General features: G+C 71.6%; 17 protein-coding genes. 6 read left to right on the top strand and 11 right to left on the bottom strand.

What is annotated here, in order from left to right:
* Positions 1 to 45: 45 nt before the first annotated feature.
* From yczE to OG357_RS32855, 4 genes are all read left to right on the top strand, one after another.
* A complete protein-coding gene (gene yczE, locus OG357_RS32870) occupies positions 46 to 798 on the top strand; it encodes a membrane protein YczE (protein ID WP_329624571.1) in 753 nt (250 codons plus the stop codon).
* Positions 795 to 1,559 (top strand): glycerophosphodiester phosphodiesterase, encoded by a 765-nt coding sequence (locus OG357_RS32865; RefSeq protein ID WP_329624570.1) that lies wholly within the window; start codon positions 795 to 797, stop codon positions 1,557 to 1,559. Before yczE ends, OG357_RS32865 begins: the two co-directional genes overlap by 4 nt.
* Positions 1,560 to 1,615: 56 nt before the next feature.
* A complete protein-coding gene (locus OG357_RS32860; RefSeq protein WP_329624569.1) occupies positions 1,616 to 2,980 on the top strand; it encodes an MFS transporter in 1,365 nt (454 codons plus the stop codon).
* Between the two features lie 268 nt (positions 2,981 to 3,248).
* Positions 3,249 to 3,623: an RNA polymerase-binding protein RbpA gene (locus OG357_RS32855; RefSeq protein WP_015032218.1), complete on the top strand. Its 375-nt coding sequence runs from the start codon at positions 3,249 to 3,251 to the stop codon at positions 3,621 to 3,623.
* A gap of 150 nt (positions 3,624 to 3,773) precedes the next feature.
* On the opposite strand, the gene fxsA is transcribed toward OG357_RS32855, so the two are convergent.
* The 4 genes from fxsA to OG357_RS32835 form a co-directional block, all read right to left on the bottom strand.
* Positions 3,774 to 4,367, bottom strand: a complete 594-nt coding sequence (gene fxsA, locus OG357_RS32850) for an FxsA family membrane protein (RefSeq protein ID WP_329624568.1) — start codon at positions 4,365 to 4,367, stop codon at positions 3,774 to 3,776.
* An 85-nt stretch (positions 4,368 to 4,452) separates the two neighbouring features.
* Complete coding sequence (locus tag OG357_RS32845) at positions 4,453 to 5,229, bottom strand: polyprenol monophosphomannose synthase (RefSeq protein ID WP_329624567.1); 777 nt, start codon at positions 5,227 to 5,229, stop codon at positions 4,453 to 4,455.
* A gap of 449 nt (positions 5,230 to 5,678) precedes the next feature.
* A complete protein-coding gene (locus tag OG357_RS32840; RefSeq protein ID WP_329624566.1) occupies positions 5,679 to 7,331 on the bottom strand; it encodes an amidohydrolase in 1,653 nt (550 codons plus the stop codon).
* 68 nt (positions 7,332 to 7,399) lie between these two features.
* Entirely contained in the window at positions 7,400 to 7,840 is a 441-nt protein-coding gene (locus tag OG357_RS32835) for an Lrp/AsnC family transcriptional regulator (protein WP_017242178.1), read from the bottom strand.
* 226 nt (positions 7,841 to 8,066) lie between these two features.
* Between OG357_RS32835 and OG357_RS32830 the strand changes: the two genes are divergently transcribed.
* On the top strand, positions 8,067 to 8,435 hold the full coding sequence (locus OG357_RS32830; RefSeq protein WP_317593735.1) for a hypothetical protein: 369 nt from the start codon (positions 8,067 to 8,069) through the stop codon (positions 8,433 to 8,435).
* 35 nt (positions 8,436 to 8,470) lie between these two features.
* On the opposite strand, the gene OG357_RS32825 is transcribed toward OG357_RS32830, so the two are convergent.
* Complete coding sequence (locus OG357_RS32825; protein ID WP_329624565.1) at positions 8,471 to 9,562, bottom strand: phosphotransferase family protein; 1,092 nt, start codon at positions 9,560 to 9,562, stop codon at positions 8,471 to 8,473.
* 10 nt (positions 9,563 to 9,572) lie between these two features.
* Positions 9,573 to 10,709, bottom strand: coding sequence for a hypothetical protein (locus OG357_RS32820; protein ID WP_329624564.1), 1,137 nt, complete (start codon positions 10,707 to 10,709; stop codon positions 9,573 to 9,575).
* Between the two features lie 263 nt (positions 10,710 to 10,972).
* On the opposite strand from OG357_RS32820, the gene OG357_RS32815 reads away from it, so the two are divergent.
* Positions 10,973 to 11,206: a hypothetical protein gene (locus OG357_RS32815; RefSeq protein ID WP_329624563.1), complete on the top strand. Its 234-nt coding sequence runs from the start codon at positions 10,973 to 10,975 to the stop codon at positions 11,204 to 11,206.
* On the opposite strand, the gene OG357_RS32810 is transcribed toward OG357_RS32815, so the two are convergent.
* The 5 genes from OG357_RS32810 to OG357_RS32790 all read right to left on the bottom strand — a co-directional run bounded on the left by OG357_RS32810 (position 11,169) and on the right by OG357_RS32790 (position 16,615).
* Entirely contained in the window at positions 11,169 to 12,341 is a 1,173-nt protein-coding gene (locus OG357_RS32810) for an acyl-CoA dehydrogenase family protein (protein WP_329624562.1), read from the bottom strand. The two genes, OG357_RS32815 and OG357_RS32810, sit on opposite strands and share 38 nt — an antisense overlap.
* A gap of 95 nt (positions 12,342 to 12,436) precedes the next feature.
* Positions 12,437 to 12,586: an SCO1431 family membrane protein gene (locus tag OG357_RS32805; protein ID WP_329624561.1), complete on the bottom strand. Its 150-nt coding sequence runs from the start codon at positions 12,584 to 12,586 to the stop codon at positions 12,437 to 12,439.
* 103 nt (positions 12,587 to 12,689) lie between these two features.
* Entirely contained in the window at positions 12,690 to 13,904 is a 1,215-nt protein-coding gene (locus tag OG357_RS32800) for an eCIS core domain-containing protein (protein WP_329624560.1), read from the bottom strand.
* Between the two features lie 333 nt (positions 13,905 to 14,237).
* Positions 14,238 to 15,020 carry an SAM-dependent methyltransferase gene (locus OG357_RS32795; RefSeq protein WP_329624559.1) on the bottom strand — a complete coding sequence of 261 codons (783 nt, stop codon included), beginning with the start codon at positions 15,018 to 15,020 and terminating at the stop codon, positions 14,238 to 14,240.
* Between the two features lie 203 nt (positions 15,021 to 15,223).
* Positions 15,224 to 16,615: a peptidase C39 family protein gene (locus tag OG357_RS32790; protein WP_329624558.1), complete on the bottom strand. Its 1,392-nt coding sequence runs from the start codon at positions 16,613 to 16,615 to the stop codon at positions 15,224 to 15,226.
* Between the last annotated feature and the right edge of the window lie 110 nt (positions 16,616 to 16,725).

Raw genomic sequence — 16,725 nt, 5'->3', positions numbered from 1 at the left:
TCGAATTGGCCATGGTTGGCACCCGATACCCCGCCACAGAGTGTCATGAGCCAGTCCACTACCACCACCCTGGGGGGAAGTCCCTTGTCCATCGCCTCCGGCCTCCACGGCCGGCACCTCACCCGTCGGCTCGTCCAGCTGTACGTCGGTCTGACGCTGTACGGGGTGAGCTCGGCGCTCCTGGTGCGCAGCGGGCTCGGCCTGGAGCCCTGGGGCGTCCTCCACCAGGGTCTCGCCGAGAAGACCGGGCTGACCATCGGCGTGGTGTCGATCATCGTCGGGGCGGCCGTGCTGCTCCTGTGGATCCCGATCCGGCAGAAGCCGGGCCTGGGCACCGTCTCCAACGTCTTCGCGATCGGCATCGCGATGGACGGCACGCTGGCGCTCGTCCCCGACGTCCACGGCCTGGCCGGGCAGGTGCCGCTCCTCGCGCTCGGCATCGTCCTGAACGGGGTCGCCACCGGCCTGTACATCGCGGCGCGGTTCGGTCCCGGCCCGCGCGACGGTCTGATGACCGGTCTGCACCGGCTCACCGGCCGGTCGATCCGGCTGGTGCGGACGGCGATCGAGGTGGCCGTCGTCGCGACCGGCTTCGCGCTCGGCGGTTCGGTCGGCGTCGGGACGGTCCTGTACGCGCTGGCGATCGGCCCGCTCGCCCAGTACTTCCTGCGCTGGTTCGCCGTACCCGAGGCCGCGCCCGAGCCGGGGTCCGTCGGCCCGGAAGCCTCGTCGGAAGAGGCGTCCGTCCGCCCGGCGGTCGCCCCCGGGACACCGGGACAGGCCATACTGCGCCCGTGACTCGCGTACGCCACCCCTATCTCGACCACCCCTCCCCCCTCGCGTTCGCCCACCGCGGCGGCACGGCGAACGGCCTGGAGAACACCGCGGCCGCCTTCCGCCTGGCCTCCGCGGCGGGCTACCGCTACTTCGAGACCGATGTGCACACGACGGCGGACGGCGCGCTCGTCGCCTTCCACGACGCGACCCTCGACCGGGTCACGGACGCCTCGGGCCGGATCCGCGACCTGCCGTGGGCGGCGGTCCGCGAGGCCCGCGTGGCGGGCAAGGAACCGCTGCCGCTCTTCGCCGACCTCCTGGAGGAGTTCCCGGAGGCCCGCTGGAACGTGGACCTCAAGACCGAGTCGGCGCTGTACCCGCTGGTGAACCTCATCCGCAGGAAGCGCGCCTGGGACCGGGTCTGCGTGGGCTCCTTCACCGAGGCGCGGGTCGCGCGGGCCCAGCGGATGGCCGGGCCCCGGCTGGCCACCTCGTACGGAGTGCGCGGGGTCGTCGGGCTGCGGCTGCGTTCGCTGGGCATCCCGGCGGCGGTACGGGTCGGGGCGATCGCCGCGCAGGTGCCGGAGCGCCAGGCCGGCATCCCCGTGGTCGACCGCCGTTTCGTGCGGGAGGCGCACGCGCGCGGGCTCCAGGTCCACGTCTGGACGGTGAACGATCCGGACCGGATGAACTCTCTCCTCGACCTGGGCGTGGATGGCATCATGACCGATCATCTGGAGACGCTGCGCTCGGTGCTGACCGAGCGGGGGGTGTGGGTCTGAGCACGCGTCGAGCCGGCGCGGGCACGGATCACGGGGACGAGCGAGGGGGCGCGGCGTTGACCGCAGACACCACCGAACCGGAGGAGTACGCCACCGGTCCCGCCGAACGGCGGCGCGAGCAGCACGGCTGGTACTTCTACGACTTCGCGTGCTCCGTGTACTCGACGAGCGTGCTGACCGTGTTCCTCGGGCCCTATCTGACCTCGGTGGCGCGGGCGGCGTCCGACGCCGAGGGCTTCGTGCACCCGCTCGGCATACCCGTGCGGGCCGGCTCGCTCTTCGCGTACGCCGTGTCCGCCTCGATCGTGGTCGCGGTCCTGGTGATGCCGCTGGTGGGCGCGGTGGCGGACCGTACGGGCCGGAAGAAGCCGCTGCTCGCGGCGGCGGCGTACCTGGGGGCCGCGGCCACGGCGGGGATGTTCTTCCTCGCGGGCGAGCGCTACCTCCTGGGCGCGTTCCTGCTGATCGTGGCGAACGCCTCGCTCGCGGTGTCGATGGTGCTCTACAACGCCTATCTGCCGCAGATCGCGGAGCCGGACGAGCGGGACAAGGTCTCCTCGCGCGGCTGGGCCTTCGGCTACACGTCCGGCGCGCTGGTCCTCGTGGTGAACCTGGTCCTGTACTCGGGTCACGACTCGTTCGGCCTCACCGAGGGCGAGGCGATCCGGATCTGTCTCGCCTCGGCCGGTGTGTGGTGGGGCGCCTTCACCCTCGTACCGCTGCGGCGGCTGCGCGACCGGCGCGTCCGCGCGGACGGGGACGCGCGGGCGGGGGCGGTCGGCAGCGGCTGGCAGCAGCTGCGGGCCACGCTCAAGGACATGCGCCGGTATCCGCTGACGCTCTCCTTCCTGCTGGCCTATCTGGTCTACAACGACGGCGTGCAGACGGTGATCTCGCAGGCATCCGTGTACGGCTCGGAGGAGCTGGGCCTCGATCAGACGACCCTGATCACGGCGGTGCTGCTGGTCCAGGTGCTCGCGGTGGCGGGCGCCCTGGGGATGGGGCGACTCGCCCGGTCGTACGGTGCCAAGCGGACGATTCTCGGCTCGCTCGCGGTCTGGACGCTGATCCTGGCGGCGGGCTACTTCCTGCCGGCCGACGCGCCCGTGTTCTTCTACTTCCTGGCGGCCGCGATCGGCCTGGTCCTGGGCGGCAGCCAGGCCCTGTCGCGCTCGCTGTTCTCGCATCTGGTGCCGCGCGGCAAGGAGGCGGAGTACTTCTCGGCGTACGAGATGAGCGACCGGGGACTGAGCTGGCTGGGTCCACTTGTGTTCGGTCTCGCGTATCAGCTGACCGGAAGCTATCGGGATGCCATCATCTCTCTCGTGATCTTCTTCGCCGTCGGATTCGCCCTGCTCGCCAGGGTCCCGGTGCGGCGCGCGGTGGAGGAGGCGGGCAACCCGCTGCCGGAGCGAATTTAGACAGCGAATTTAGACGCGGAAGTGAAAGGCCGGTAGTGTACGCCTTTGGCCTGCCAGGCGGACCGTTACTGCGTGCTGCTTTGGTGAAGACAGTGAGTCACATCTGATGTCAGATGTGACAAAACGGGCACTGGTGGGTACAACAAGGGGCGGCACGACGGGCGACGCATGACCCGGCACGGGAATCTTTACCGCCGACCGGACGTTGACCGGATAACGACGACAGCGACACCTGTCCTGTGGGCGACAAGCCCGGGAGGCACGATTCATGAGTGAGCGAGCTCTTCGCGGCACGCGCCTCGTGGTGACGAGCTACGAGACCGACCGCGGCATCGATCTGGCCCCGCGCCAGGCCGTGGAGTACGCATGCGAGAAGGGCCATCGTTTCGAGATGCCCTTCTCGGTGGAAGCGGAAATTCCGCCGGAGTGGGAGTGCAAGGTCTGCGGAATCCAGGCACTCCTGGTGGACGGGGACGGACCTGAGGAGAAGAAGGGCAAGCCTGCGCGTACGCACTGGGACATGCTCATGGAGCGCCGCACCCGCGAGGAGCTGGAGGAGGTCCTTGCCGAAAGGCTGGCCGTCCTGCGCTCCGGCGCCATGAACATCGCCGTGCATCCGCGCGACAGCCGCAAGTCCGCGTAGCGGATCACCGGACGAACAACGCCGAGGGGCCCGGTACACGAAGTGTGTACCGGGCCCCTCGGCGTTTCCGCGTGCCCGCGAACCGGACACGTCCGGCGCAGCGGAACTCCGCGCACCCTGGAGGGATACGCGGAGCGAGTACGGCGTCGGTCAGGGCATCAGGGGCGGGCGGGGCTCATCGGGCCGACGGGGGCCCTGGTTCGCGTCCTCCCGGACGACCTCGCCCTGGACGACCTTTCCGTCCGGGCGACGCATGCGCGCCTGCTGGAAGGCGTCCTGGAGGCTGCCGGGAGGCGCGGCGGTCATACGGCGCTCGACGGCCTTCTCCGCGTACCGCCCGAGGAAGGAGCGGACCTGCGGGATCAGCAGCAGGAGTCCGGCCGCGTCCGAGACGAGGCCGGGGATCATCAGGAGCAGGCCGCCGAGCATCAGGAAGCCGTTGCGGTCCTCCGCGCCGGTCTTCCCGGCCGCCGAGGGCACCTCGCCCGTCTGGGCGGCCGCCTGCGCCTGCTGGAAGGTCGTGGTGAGGTTCTGGAAGGCGCGCCGGCCCGCCCGCTTCATGACGGTGGCGCCGAGTACGGCGCCGCCGACGAGCAGGGCGAGCACGGTCAGCGCGCCCGTCGCGTTCGCCACCACCGTGAGCAGCCAGATCTCCAGGACCAGCCAGACGGCGATGCCGAGCGGAAGGAACGTGCGCGCGCGGGAGCGCTTGGGGGCGAGAGGAGGCGTTGCGCCGGTCGTCATGGTCCCCAGTGTGCCTGGCACCCCGCCGGAACGTCGTAAAGGAAGGATCAGTACGCGCGACGGGGGAAGGCCTGCCTCGGAGGCGTCAGGAGGACTTGCGGCCGAGCATCCGGCCGACCTTCTCCGCCCGTGCCGTCACACCCCAGCCGGTGACCCGCCACAGCGCCTCGACGACGATGTTCCGGCTCATCTTGGAGTCGCCGATCTCGCGCTCCACGAAGGTGATCGGGACCTCGACGACATGGAAGCCGGCGGCGACCGCGCGACGGGCCAGGTCGACCTGGAAGCAGTACCCCGCGGAGGCCACGTCCTCCAGGCCCAGGCCCTCCAGGGTCTCCTTGCGGAAGGCCCGGTAGCCGCCGGTGACGTCCCGGATCGGCACGTCGAGCATCACACGGGAGTAGAGGCTGCCGCCCCGGGAGATGAACTCGCGGGACTTCGGCCAGTTCACGATCCGGCCGCCGGGCACCCAGCGGGAGCCGAGGACCAGGTCCGCGCCCTTGAGCGCGGTGAGCAGCCGCGGCAGCTCCTCGGGCTGGTGCGAGCCGTCCGCGTCCATCTCGACGAGGACGCCGTACCCCTGCTCGATGCCCCAGCGGAAGCCGGCGAGGTAGGCGGCGCCGAGCCCCTCCTTGCCCTTCCGGTGCAGGACGTGGACGTGATCGTCCTCGGAGGCGATCTCGTCCGCGAACTTGCCCGTGCCGTCGGGGCTGTTGTCGTCGGCGACGAGAACGTGCGCCTCGGGTACGGCCTCCCGCACCCGCGCGACGATCGGCTTGATGTTCTCCGCCTCGTTGTAGGTCGGAATGATCACCAAGGCCTTGCCGAGCGGGCCGTAACGCCTCTGGCCACCGTCGTTCACTGCTGCCCCTTCGGATACAAACACAGGACCCCACCATAGCGAGGTCCTCGGAGTGCTCCGGCGTGGTGGTTGTGCGGTTACGGGACATAAGGGGGCGGTTGCCGTGCGGTGCGGGGCCCGTCGTCCTTCGGTCCGACCTGGGATCCGCTGGCTGCGGGTCGACCGAGAGCCGTTGTCTACTGAACGTCCGGGCCCCACCCGGGTCGCACCTTCCGCCGGAGAAACCTTCCCTCGCGGCCGAGGCGCGGGCGGCGGTCGGCGCCTGCGGGGCGGTTTCAAACGGTCGGACGTCCTGTGGTGGACGCGGAGAACCTACCCGCCCCCGACCGTCGACTGTCAACACCCACTTGACCTGCGGAGACTCCCTGAAAGGCCAGGCCGGAGAGGAAGATCCGCAGGTCGGGGACAAGCGTGCGGAGCGGTGCTCCGGGGTCGGAAATATCCCTACATCACTCGTTCGGCCGTACGAACACCGTCTGTCCGTACACCACTGTGCGCAGGCAGACGGGGAGCTCCGCGCCGGGCGACAGATCCGGCAGACCCGGAGTGCCGGAGCGGGGGTCGGTGGACCAGCGGGCCACCCGGTCGTCGGGCGCCTGGACGAGAAGCTCGCCGGTGCGCCAGACCGCGTAGTCGGCGGGGGCGCCGGGGACGAGCGTCCCCGCGTCGTCCCGACCCACGGCCCGCCAGCCGCCCCGGGTGTGGGCGGTGAAGGCGGCCCGAACGGAGATCCGGTGCTCGGGGGTGCGGTGGAAGGCGGCGGCCCGGACGGTGCCCCACGGGTCGAGCGGGGTGACCGGGCTGTCGGAGCCGAAGGCCAGCGGCACACCGGCGCGGAGCAGCGCCGCGTACGGGTTGAGGGTCCTGGCCCGCTCGGCGCCGAGCCGGTCGGCGTACATGCCGTCCTCGCCGCCCCAGAGCGCGTCGAAGGCGGGCTGGACCGAGGCGGTGAGGCCCAGCTCGGCGAAGGCGGCGACGGTCTCGGGGGTGAGCATCTCGGCGTGCTCGACGCGGTGCCGGGCGGCCCGGATCCGGGCGAGGCCGAGCTTCTCGGCGGCGGCGCGGACGCCCTCGACCACGGCGGTGACGGCGGCGTCCCCGATGGCGTGGAAGCCGGCCTGGAGCCCGGCCTCGGTGCAGGCCACGACATGGGCGGCGACGGCGGGCGCGTCCAGATGGGCGGCCCCCGTGTGGGCACTGTCCGTGTGGTCCGCGTACGGCTCGTGGAGGCAGGCGGTGTGCGAACCGAGGGAGCCGTCGGCGAACAGGTCGCCGGCCGCCCCGAGGGCGCCCAGCGCCCGCGCCCGCTCGATGTCGAGGTCCGCCCAGTAGCCGACGACCCGGGGCCCGGCCTCGGTGCGGGCCAGGTCCAGGAGGCCGGTGAAGTCCTCCTCGGAGGAGATCTGGGGGCCGCCGCACTCGTGCAGGGTGCCGATGCCGAGCGAGGCGGCGTGGCTCCGGGCGGCGCGCTGCGCCTCCGTGCGCTGCGCCGGGGAGACGGCGGCGAAGGCCGCGGCGCGCACGGCGTGATGTGCGTCACCCGTGAGCGGCCGCTGCCCGTCGTGGAAGCCGTCCAGGTCGCGGACGCCGGGGACGAGGTCGAGGAGGGCGGTCGTGACGACGGCCGAGTGGACGTCGATCCGGGTCAGGTAGAGCGGGCGGCCGCCGGTGAGCCCGTCGAGCTCGGCGCGGGTGAGCGGGCGGCGCTCGGGCCAGCGGGCGGCGTCCCAGCCGTGACCGATGAGGATGCGGTCCGCGGGGCGGGCCGCGGCGTGGGCCCGGATCAGCTCCGCCGCCTCGGCGAGCGAGGCCGCGGAGGACAGATCGAGGCCGGTGAGGGCGAAGCCGGTGGCCGTGGTGTGCACGTGCGCGTCGACGAACGCCGGAGTGACGAGCGCGCCCTCCAGGTCGACCACCTCGTCCACGCCGGAGGCGAAGGCGTCGGCCGCGCCCTCCGAGCCCACCCAGGCGACGTGCCCGCGCTCCACCACCATGGCGGTGGCGAAGGGATCGGCGGGGCTGTGGACTTCCCCGCCGCGCAGCAGCACGGTGCGGTGCTCGGCGGCGGAGGCGGCAGGCGCCGCAGACATGGACTCACTCATGCGACCAGGCTAGGACCTACCAGGGGCCGGTTTGTCCGGCAGGTCCCCGCTTGCGCGGCCGCCCGTCGTCAGATGCGCGGCGGCCGGGCCTCGTACGGGGTGGACAGGACGACGGTCGTCCGGCTGGAGACACCGGCCTGCGAGCGGATGCGGCTGAGCAGGTGTTCCAGCTCCAGCGGCGTGGCGACCCGGACCTTGAGGATGTAGTTCTCGTCGCCCGCGACGCTGTGGCAGGCCTCGATCTCCGGGATGTCGGCGAGCCGGTCGGGGGTGTCGTCGGGGGCGCTCGGGTCGAAGGGTTTGACCGAGATGAAGGCGGTGAGCGGCAGACCCACGGCCTCCGGGTCGACGACTGCGGCATAGCCGCGGATGACTCCGCGCTGCTCGAGACGGCGGACGCGCTGATGCACTGCCGATGTGGACAGGCCGGTGGCCTTGCCCAGGTCGGTGTAGCTCATGCGCCCGTCCTTGACGAGCAACTCGACGATCTGACGATCCAGCTCCTCCATGCGGTGACCCTAGTGCGCCGCGAGCGCCCCAGGACAACGGGGGGCGACCCGTATAGGGCGCTATGGGCGGTCACGGGGCACCTGCGCCAGGCATGTGACGAACGCCACAGGTTTGCACCCGGCCCGGGATCCCGCCTCACGGTTATGCGGACTTCCGTATGGGAAGTGCTTGCTGTGGTCGAGGCCGTCACAGACCCGGCCGACGCACCCGAGGGGGAGATTCTCCATGCAGGATCCTGTTGAATCCGTCGACACGTTCGACGAGCTCGACGCGTACGACACCTTTGAGATGTTCCGGGTCGTCTGCCCGGAGTGCGTGCAGCCGATCGCGCTGCTCGCCGACGAGGACGTGCTGCCCGAGCACGCCCTCTGCCCCACGCCGTGGAACCCCTTCGTCCTGACGGTCTGCCCGGGGACGGGGCTCGCGGCCTCCGCGGCCCGCCCGGCGGACGACACCCTGGAGGTCCAGGAGCAGGACACCGCGCTGCTCCTGACGCTCCCCCAGAGCCTCGACTGGCGGACGCAGCCCTTCTCGCACGTCGGCGGTCCGGGCTCGCGTCCGCTGCGGGTGCCCCAGATGCGGCGCGCCGCCTAGGGCCTGTCCGGCGGTGCCCGCTCAGGGCACCGGTCTCACCAGTAGCTTCCCCGTACCATCGCCGCGAGCGTGGCGTGGTGCAGGATGAGGGCGTCCGGGTCGCCGGGCACCTCGACCTCTCCGAAGTACGCCTGCCGGTACGCGATCCTGAGCATCACGATCGCGTGCCGCAGCGCCGCGTAGAGGGTGTGGAACTCCATGTCGCGCGGGGTGTGCCCGGTCAGTTCCGCGTACCGCCGCTCGATCGCGTCGCGGCGCAGGAAGTCGGGCAGGCCGGGCTGGCCGAAGGAGACCGTCAGGTCCTGGAAGAAGCGGTGGAGGTAGACCGTCCAGCCGAGGTCGACCTCGCGCGGGACGCAGGCCGCCATCTCCCAGTCGAGGACGGCGGCGGGCGTGAACCCGTCGTAGACGATGTTCCCGATCCGGGCGTCACCCCAGCCGAGCACGGCCGGCCCCTCGTCGGCCGGCCAGTGCGCCTCCAGCCAGTCGAAGGCGGACTCGATGAGCGGTGAGGGGGCCAGTCCCTCCACCACCCATGTGTAGTAGGCGCGTTGGGCGTCGACGTGGCGGCGCAGGGGCGTGCCCGCGCCGTCCGGCAGCAGGAACTCTGCCTCCTTCGCGGGGAACTGGTCGTGCAGCCGGGCCAGGACGGAGACGGACTCGTCCTCCAGGAGGGCGCGTTCGGCGTCGGTGGCGGCGTGCAGCCAGTTCCCCTCGTACGTATAGGGCATGACGTCCGGTGGCACCCGGCCCTCGGCGCGGGCCATCACGAAGAAGGGGGCGCCGAGCGGCCCCGGGTCCTCCTCCAGCCAGAGCACGCGCGGTACGGGTACGTCGGTGTGCTCGCCGACCAGGCGCATCACGCGGTGCTGGCGCGCCATGTCGTAGACGGGGAACACGGTGTACGCGGCGGGGTCGGCGGCCAGCCGCAGGGCGCAGCCGCGCACGGGGGCGTCGGGGTGGTCCAGGTCGAAGAGCAGGGTCTCGCTGGACATGCCGTTGGATCCGGGCACGGCGAGGCCGGTGACACGGGCTCCGGGCAGGTGCCGGTCCAGCCAGGCTGTGAGCCGCCGGCCGAGCTCCTCGGGGTCGCGGGTGCTGGTACGGGGGCGGGGTGCAGTGGCCACAGGGACCTCCTCACTTGGCCGTCGACGTGTGATCGGCGAAGCCGCTGGGGTCGTGGCGGCCGAAGGAGCCGTGTTCGAAGATGCCGTAGCCGGTGTGGCCGTCGAGGGTGAAGCGGGCGGCGTGGTCGGTGACGCCGTAGGCGGCCATGGGGTGCGCGGACGGGTCGGAGAGGTCGTAGACGCGCCGGTCGGTCCAGCCGCGGCCCTGCCAGGTGCCGTGCTGCCAGTCGGTGGCGGGCGGGTATCCGGCGCCGACGGCCAGGGGCGAGGAGGCGAGGATCTCGACGCCGATCTCCAGGGGTTTCCCGGCCGGGTCGGCGAGGTGGACGACGGCCCGCTCGGGGTGGCGGGTGCCCGGGCGGTACGTGATGTCGGTGCGGGGCCAGCCGAGTTGGGTGTCGCGGTGCCCGTTCCGTACGAGGAGGGCTTCGTTGAGGGTGCGGTAGCCGTCGGCGTCCTCCTGGGCGATGACCATGAGGAAGCGGTCCTCGAAGCGCATCGGGATCCAGAGCCAGTGGAAGCCCTCGGGGCGGAACTCGGCGGCGCGGCCGGGTTCTTCGCCGGGTATCGGGCGGACGCCCCAGCTGCGGTCGCGGGTGCCGGTCCACTCCCCCGCGGTGACCGTGAACTCCTCGCCGCCCGCCCTGATCGTGCCCGCGCAGTGCCCGGCCTGGACGAAGCGGCGGCCTTCGAGGGTGAGGCGGCCGCCGTGGCGCTGGGTGTGGTGGGGCTCCCAGACGGTGGGGAAGTCACCGGTCCAGGTGAGGTCGAAGGAGAGCCCTTCGGGGTCGTCCGGATCGGCCTCGCAGCGCAGGGAGAGCCGCTTGAGGGGTTCGTCGACCGTGATGGCGAGGGGGCCGACGGAGAGGTTCGTACGGTCGTCGCCGAGGGCGTCGGAGGCGCGCACGGCGTGCAGTCGGTCGCCCGTGCGGAGGGTCGCGTAGGCGTCGATGACACCGGTGTTCGGGTAGACGCCGAGGCCGGCGATGAGCAGGGCCCGGCCCTGGTGGTCGAAGACGTGGAAGATGCAGCGGTCATAGGCGTTGCGGTCGCTGCTGACGTGGTGCTTCATCGAGAGCGGGGCCTGGTGCACGGGGTATTCGTCGAGCGCGACGGGCCGGTCGTCGACGTGGCGTTTCACCGACATGGCTGACCTCCTGATCGGCGGGTGGTTCCGCGTCGGCGGGTGCTTCCGCGATGGAAGCTGACGGTACGTCAGGTAAATGCCGGGGGGCCAGAGTCGCGCACCGGGTACCGGGCGAACTGCCGCTCGAATCCGTTCGGGGGTGACCCCGGCCGCCGGGACGCGTTGGTCCGGGCATGACCACGCTGTACACGACTCCCAGCAGTTACGGTCGGCACCGGCAAGCCGAACCGCATGGTGAAGAATCGGTTCCTCATAAGGCGCCGGTGCCGCCGCAGGCGCCCGCTCCGGCACCCCTCCCCACTCCCGTTCCCGTTCCGGTCCAGGTCGCCCCGGACCCGCCCATCTACCAGGACGTCCTCAGCCTCTGGGCCAGCCAGGGCCGCACCCTCCCGGGCCGCCGCGACCAGGAGTGGAACCGGCTCGCCGCCGGCCCCGTCTGGGCGGACCGCACCGTACGCGTCAGCGGGACTCTGGTCCGACGAGGTGACGCGCGATGACCACCCGCTGGATCTGATTGGTCCCCTCGACGATCTGCAGCATCTTCGCCTCGCGGAGATACCGCTCCACCGGGAAGTCCGCGGTGTAGCCGTACCCACCGAGCACCTGCACCGCGTCCGTCGTGACCCGCATGGCGGCGTCCGTGCAGAAGAGCTTCGCCATCGCCGCCGACCGCCCGAACTCCCGCCCCTCGTCCCGGAGCCGTGCCGCCTCCAGGTAGAGCGCCCGGCCCGCCTCCACCAGCGTCGCCATGTCGGCGAGCAGGAAGCGGAGCCCCTGGAAGTCGGCGATCGGCCGCCCGAACTGCCGGCGCTCGCGCGCGTACGCGACGGCCTCGTCCAGCGCCGCCCGGCCGAGCCCGACCGCGCAGGCCGCGATGCCGAGCCGGCCCGCGTCCAGGGCGGCCAGGGCGATCGCGAACCCCTGCCCCTCGGCGCCGAGGCGCCGTGCGTCGGGGACCCGTACGCCGTCGAAGTGCAGCTGGGCGGTGGGCGAGCCCTTCATGCCCATCTTCCGCTCGGGCGGGGCCGCGCTCAGCCCCTGGGCGTCCCCCGGCACCAGGAAGGCGGTGATGCCGCGCGCCCCCGGACCGCCGGTGCGGGCCATGACCGTACAGAAGTCCGCGATCCCGCCGTGGGTGATCCAGGCCTTGGTGCCGTCGATGACCCAGTGGTCGCCGTCCCGGACCGCCCGGGTCCGCAGCGCCGCCGCGTCCGATCCGGCGGAGGGTTCGGAGAGGCAGTACGCGCCGAGGAGGCCGCCGCCCAGCATCGCGGGCAGGTGCTCGGCCCGCTGCTCCTCGGTGCCGAAGCCGGCGAGAGCGTGACAGGAGAGCGTGTGGACGCTGACGCCGAGGCCCACGGTGAGCCGGGCCGCGGCGAGCTCCTCCAGGACCTGGAGGTAGACCTCGTACGGCTGCCCTCCCCCGCCGTACGCCGGGTCGTAGGGGAGCCCGAGCAGCCCCGACCGGGAGAGCAGCGCGAACAGCGCACGGGGGAACACCCCGGCTGCCTCCTCCTCCGCGGCGCGCGGGGCGATCTCCCGCCGGGCGATGTCGCCGACCAGGGCGAGCAGTTCCCGGGCCTCGTCGGTGGGCAGCCGGCGTTCCACGCCGTCCGCGGGGCTTTCGGACATGGCCGGGTGCTCCTCCCTGCGGGGCGGCGCGACTGGGCGCGCACGGGGTCGCGGGGAGTATGCCCGTTCCGTCCGGGGGGATCACACGGGCGTCGTCACATCAGGCCCGCCCGGGTGACGAACACGGCGAGCACGACGACCAGGGTCCAGCCGAGCACGTGCTCCAGGATCTTGGGGCCGTCGCCGTCCCGGGGACCGCCCGTGCGGGCGCGGGAGAGGAGACGGGTGCAGGTGGTTGCGGTCATGGCCACCACAGTGCGGCACGGGGGCGGCCCCGGGGTAGAGACGTCGGTCACGTCCCCCGGGGCCACCCGGCCCGGTCGGCTCTCACACTCCCGGCCCCGGACCTCAGAGGAGGCCTGCCGTCCTCAGCCCTCTCTGCGCTTCGTTCAAGCGGGTGGCGAGGTGGGGATTTGGATTGATCGGATTATCGATCTGCGTCCCACCGCGGTCCCCCGTATTGTTCCAGCGGAACAGGTTGGCGGGCCAGTCGGCTATATTGCAGATCTTTTCGTCCACCCAGGAGTCAAAGCTGCTGCGACTCGCCCAGGGGTTGTGGACGAATTCGTTGCCCGGCACGGCCTCAATCGTACCGAGAGTCGCGGAGGCCTGATTCAGCGCAGTGACGATCTGGTCTCGCGATTTAAAGCTCAGCCCGTCCCTGATCTTGCGAACGATTGCGGAGTGAGGGACGTGGTGGTTGTACACGCCTTGCCCATTCCCATCACCGTAGCCATCCATGATCGTCTTGATTCTCGGACTGATCCCCTCACGCGTGTGAGAAATACTGATGATCTCCTCCGCATGAAAACCGGGGTCATGGGTCCGGTCCTGCTGAGAATCACTCCGACTGTAGAGTGACGTCACTCGCTGCACTTGGGCCCGCTCGGCGGCAGGCTTCCCGGTGGCACTCCCGGAGTGCGGCGCCACTCCGGATTCACGCACGCTCGCCGCCGATCCGCTCATGGCCCGAATCGCGTTCGCTTCCGCTTCGCGTTCGAAGCGGTCCGACGGGTCGGAGATTTTCAGACCGCTGCCGTTGTCCGTGCCCGCGACGGGTCCCTGGCGCTGTTGGATGACGTGGGTCAACTCATGGGCGAGGGTGTGTTTGTCGGCGCCGCCGTCTCCGATGACGACATGACTGCCCGAGGTGTACGCCCGGGCGCCCACCTCCGCTGCCGAGGCTTTCGCGGCGCTGCCGGTGTGGAGGCGGACGTCGGAGAAGTCCGCGCCGAGGCGGGCTTCCATGTCGGTGCGGGTGGCGTCGTCGAGGGGCCGTCCGCCACCGCGGAGGACGTCGTGGACAGCGGAGCGCTGCACCTGGGGCTGTTCGGTCTGCTGATGGCCGCAGCCGGCGCCGTGCTGGTGCTGTTCTCGCACCCCGGGGCCGCCTCCCTGACGGAGCATGTGGACGACGGCCGCGTTCCCGGCGGCGCGCTGCAACGCCAGAATTGCCTGGGGAGACATGTGTGCGGCAGCCGCACCTGGTGGCGCCGGAATACGGGCTGCTGTGCGGCTGGGCTCTTTCCTGTCGGCATGCTGCAGGGTTTCGCGGGCGCGCATGGGGGCCTTTCCGGAGGTTGAACTCGGGTTCCTTCCTGAATACTCGGCGCATCAACCATCCGTCCAGGTACGGAAGGGCAGCACTGCATGCCTGAACAGCCAGTCCGCGGCCCGGCCGGTGCGGGCCCCACACTCACTCCAGGCCGAGCGCCTGCAGCGCGCGGCGCCGGCTCGGTGCCGGCTGAGAGCCCTGACAGAATGAGCTGGATCGGTCCTGGTGGCCGTGTCCGGTCGGCGAGTTCGGTGGTGTCCGGGCAACAGCTGCACGAGGTGCTGCCGGCCGAGGTGAACGCCGCTGCCAGGCTCGACTGGTCGTGAGCGGTGGTCCCGCCCTCACTTGCGGCCGACGCCCGCGTACATCGCGACGTCCGGCGTCGGCGTCTCCGGGCGCCACGCGGAGCAGGACACCACGCCGGGTTCGAGCAGCTCCAGGCCGTCGAAGTAGCGCGTGACGGCGGCAGGGGTCCGCTGGGTGAGCTTCGGGGTGCCGTGCTCGTTCCAGAACGCCACCGCCGCGTCGACGTCCGGCATGTCGGAGTGCGTGACCGTGTGGGACAGGACGAGGTAGCTGCCGGGGGCGAGCGCGTCCATCAGCCGGCGGACGGTCGCGTACGACTCCTCGTCGTCCTCGACGAAGATGACGACCCCGAGCAGCATCAGTGCAACCGGCTGCGAGAGGTCGAGCGTCTTCGCCGCAGCGGCCAGGATCGTGTCGACGTCCCGCAGATCGGCGTCCAGGTAGTCGGTGCGGCCCTCGGGCGTCCCGACCAGCAGGGCACGGGCGTGCGCCAGCACGAGCGGGTCGTTGTCCACGTACACGACCCGCGCGTCGGGGGCGGCACGCTGGGCGACCTCGTGGGTGTTGTCGGCGCTCGGCAGCCCCGTCCCGATGTCCAGGAACTGCCGGATGCCCTCCTTCTCGGCCAGGTGCCGCACCGCCCGCCCCAGGAAGAGCCGGTCCGCCTTCGCGTACTCCCCGATTCCGGGATGGAGCTGCCGGATCTGGTCGCCGGCCTCCCGGTCGACGGGGTAGTTGTCCTTCCCGCCGGTCCAGTAATTCCATATCCGGGCGGTGTGGGGCCGGGACGTGTCGATTCGCGAGTTGATGTCGGTCACTCCTTCAACGTAGCGCAGCGCCCGAGTAACTCCCTTACGCAGATGACACATTGCCCCCGCTGTTCACGTTGCCCGCCGCCTGTTCTGCAGCCGCTCGGACATCGTTCGATCAAGGTCACGGTGGACCGGTACGGCCATCTCGCTCAGGACGGCCAGGAGCGCTGCCGTCAGGTCGTCGAGACGGCCGTGGGGCCCGTACGTGCTCACAGCAGGCCGAGCGACCTCAGCACACGGTGCTGACTTGGTGTCGGCTTGGCCGGCCAATAGACGTAGCAGACACCGCCCGTACCGCCTCTGACCTTGCCGTTCGCGTCGTAGCGCTTGGTGCGGAGCCAGATGTTCTCCCACTCGCGCCGCTGGTAGATCCGACGGACGGCCTCGTTGCTGGGCGAGGCGGGGTCGTTGGCGATGATGTCGCCGTCCGTGGTGAAGCCGATGACGGTCATGAGGTGTCCCGAGGTGCCGTACCCGGCCCCGGTCAGCTCCTCCTTGCGGAACGACTGGGACGTTATGGCCGGGATGCCCGCCCTGACCAGAGATTCGAGCTCCGTGAGCGAGCGGAGCCGGGTCACCACCGCGTTCATGTCGGGGTACGCGGCCGCGTAGGCGGCGTTGAAGGGCCAGTTGCCGCAGCCCTCGTACTGGTGGTCGTAGGTGAAGCGGGCCGCGTGGCAGACCTGGGGGTCGGCGAAGTCCGGGTTCACCCAGGCCAGCTCCTCGGCCGAGGGGCGGCGCCCCCAGTACTCGACGATCATCTGGGAGGAGGTCGGGCTGCACCAGGCCTCGCCGCCGTTGTCGTACTCGGGGTACTGCCCGACGTGGGTGTTCTGGGAGTAGCGCGGCACGGTCAGCTCATGGGCGGGGCCGGGCTCCGAGGCCGGGACGGTGAAGCGGTCGGGGACGTCCGAGGCCATCGCGCCGAGCCGCCAAACCGTCGGGGTGAGGCCGCTTCCCGGGGTGCGGTAGAGGGTCAGGCGGAGGCGGTACGAGCGCAGCCGGAGTCCGCTCGCCGCGTCGTCGATCGCGAAGGTGTCGGTCCAGACGGTGCTCTTGCCGTCGGTCTGGTCGTCGACCGAGGTGCGCCGGATGTCGGCATCGCCGGAGGCCCAGCGCCCCAGCACGTACCAGGGGGTGGCGGTGGCGTCGGAGTACGTGCCGGAGAGCTCGACCTGGAGCCAGGTGCCGGGCGGCGTGTCGGCGTTCCAGGAGGCGATGACCTCGGTGGCGGGCACGGTCGGGGTGTGCACGGGCGAGGTCCAGCTCGCGTACTCCCAGGCCGAGGTCCGGCCCGTGTGCGGGTCGGCGTACTCGGTACGGCCCGCGGGGGTGGCGAGGACCAGGCCCGGGCGGTGGCCGGCGACCGCCTTCGTCCCGGCCGCGCTGCCGCACCTCCAGTCGGTGTACGAGGACCAGAAGCGGTTGTCGACGAGCCCGCGCGCCGGTGCGTGTCCCCGGGCGGCGGCGCAGTCGGCCGATGCGTCCGGGACGCAGTCGGGGGAGGCCGCGATGGCGGGGGCGGCGGAGGCCGCGGCTGTTCCCGCGGCGGCCGCCAGAGCCGCGGCGAGGACAGTTCTGCGCGGGGTGGAGCTGGTCATGGGCGGTGACCCCCAGTCGAGAACGGCGGGCGTACGGACAGGGCTGCGCGGGCCCACTATCCCGGCTCGCGCGGGGCGTCCGCCAGCACTTCGCCCCGCGTCGCCGCACC

The sequence above is a fragment of the Streptomyces sp. NBC_01255 genome (assembly GCF_036226445.1).
Lineage (GTDB): Bacteria > Actinomycetota > Actinomycetes > Streptomycetales > Streptomycetaceae > Streptomyces.
Note: the sequence above shows the minus strand (reverse complement) of the source record. Positions and strands in the feature narration are given on the sequence as shown.

Coding starts and splice junctions, on each gene's coding strand:
- yczE (WP_329624571.1), top strand. CDS start 46: ATGAGCCAGTCCACTACCACCACCCTGGGGGGAAGTCCCTTGTCCATC.
- OG357_RS32855 (WP_015032218.1), top strand. CDS start 3,249: ATGAGTGAGCGAGCTCTTCGCGGCACGCGCCTCGTGGTGACGAGCTAC.
- fxsA (WP_329624568.1), bottom strand. CDS start 4,367: ATGACGACCGGCGCAACGCCTCCTCTCGCCCCCAAGCGCTCCCGCGCG.
- OG357_RS32840 (WP_329624566.1), bottom strand. CDS start 7,331: ATGAGTGAGTCCATGTCTGCGGCGCCTGCCGCCTCCGCCGCCGAGCAC.
- OG357_RS32835 (WP_017242178.1), bottom strand. CDS start 7,840: ATGGAGGAGCTGGATCGTCAGATCGTCGAGTTGCTCGTCAAGGACGGG.
- OG357_RS32830 (WP_317593735.1), top strand. CDS start 8,067: ATGCAGGATCCTGTTGAATCCGTCGACACGTTCGACGAGCTCGACGCG.
- OG357_RS32820 (WP_329624564.1), bottom strand. CDS start 10,709: ATGTCGGTGAAACGCCACGTCGACGACCGGCCCGTCGCGCTCGACGAA.
- OG357_RS32810 (WP_329624562.1), bottom strand. CDS start 12,341: ATGTCCGAAAGCCCCGCGGACGGCGTGGAACGCCGGCTGCCCACCGAC.
- OG357_RS32805 (WP_329624561.1), bottom strand. CDS start 12,586: ATGACCGCAACCACCTGCACCCGTCTCCTCTCCCGCGCCCGCACGGGC.
- OG357_RS32800 (WP_329624560.1), bottom strand. CDS start 13,904: ATGCGCGCCCGCGAAACCCTGCAGCATGCCGACAGGAAAGAGCCCAGC.
- OG357_RS32790 (WP_329624558.1), bottom strand. CDS start 16,615: ATGACCAGCTCCACCCCGCGCAGAACTGTCCTCGCCGCGGCTCTGGCG.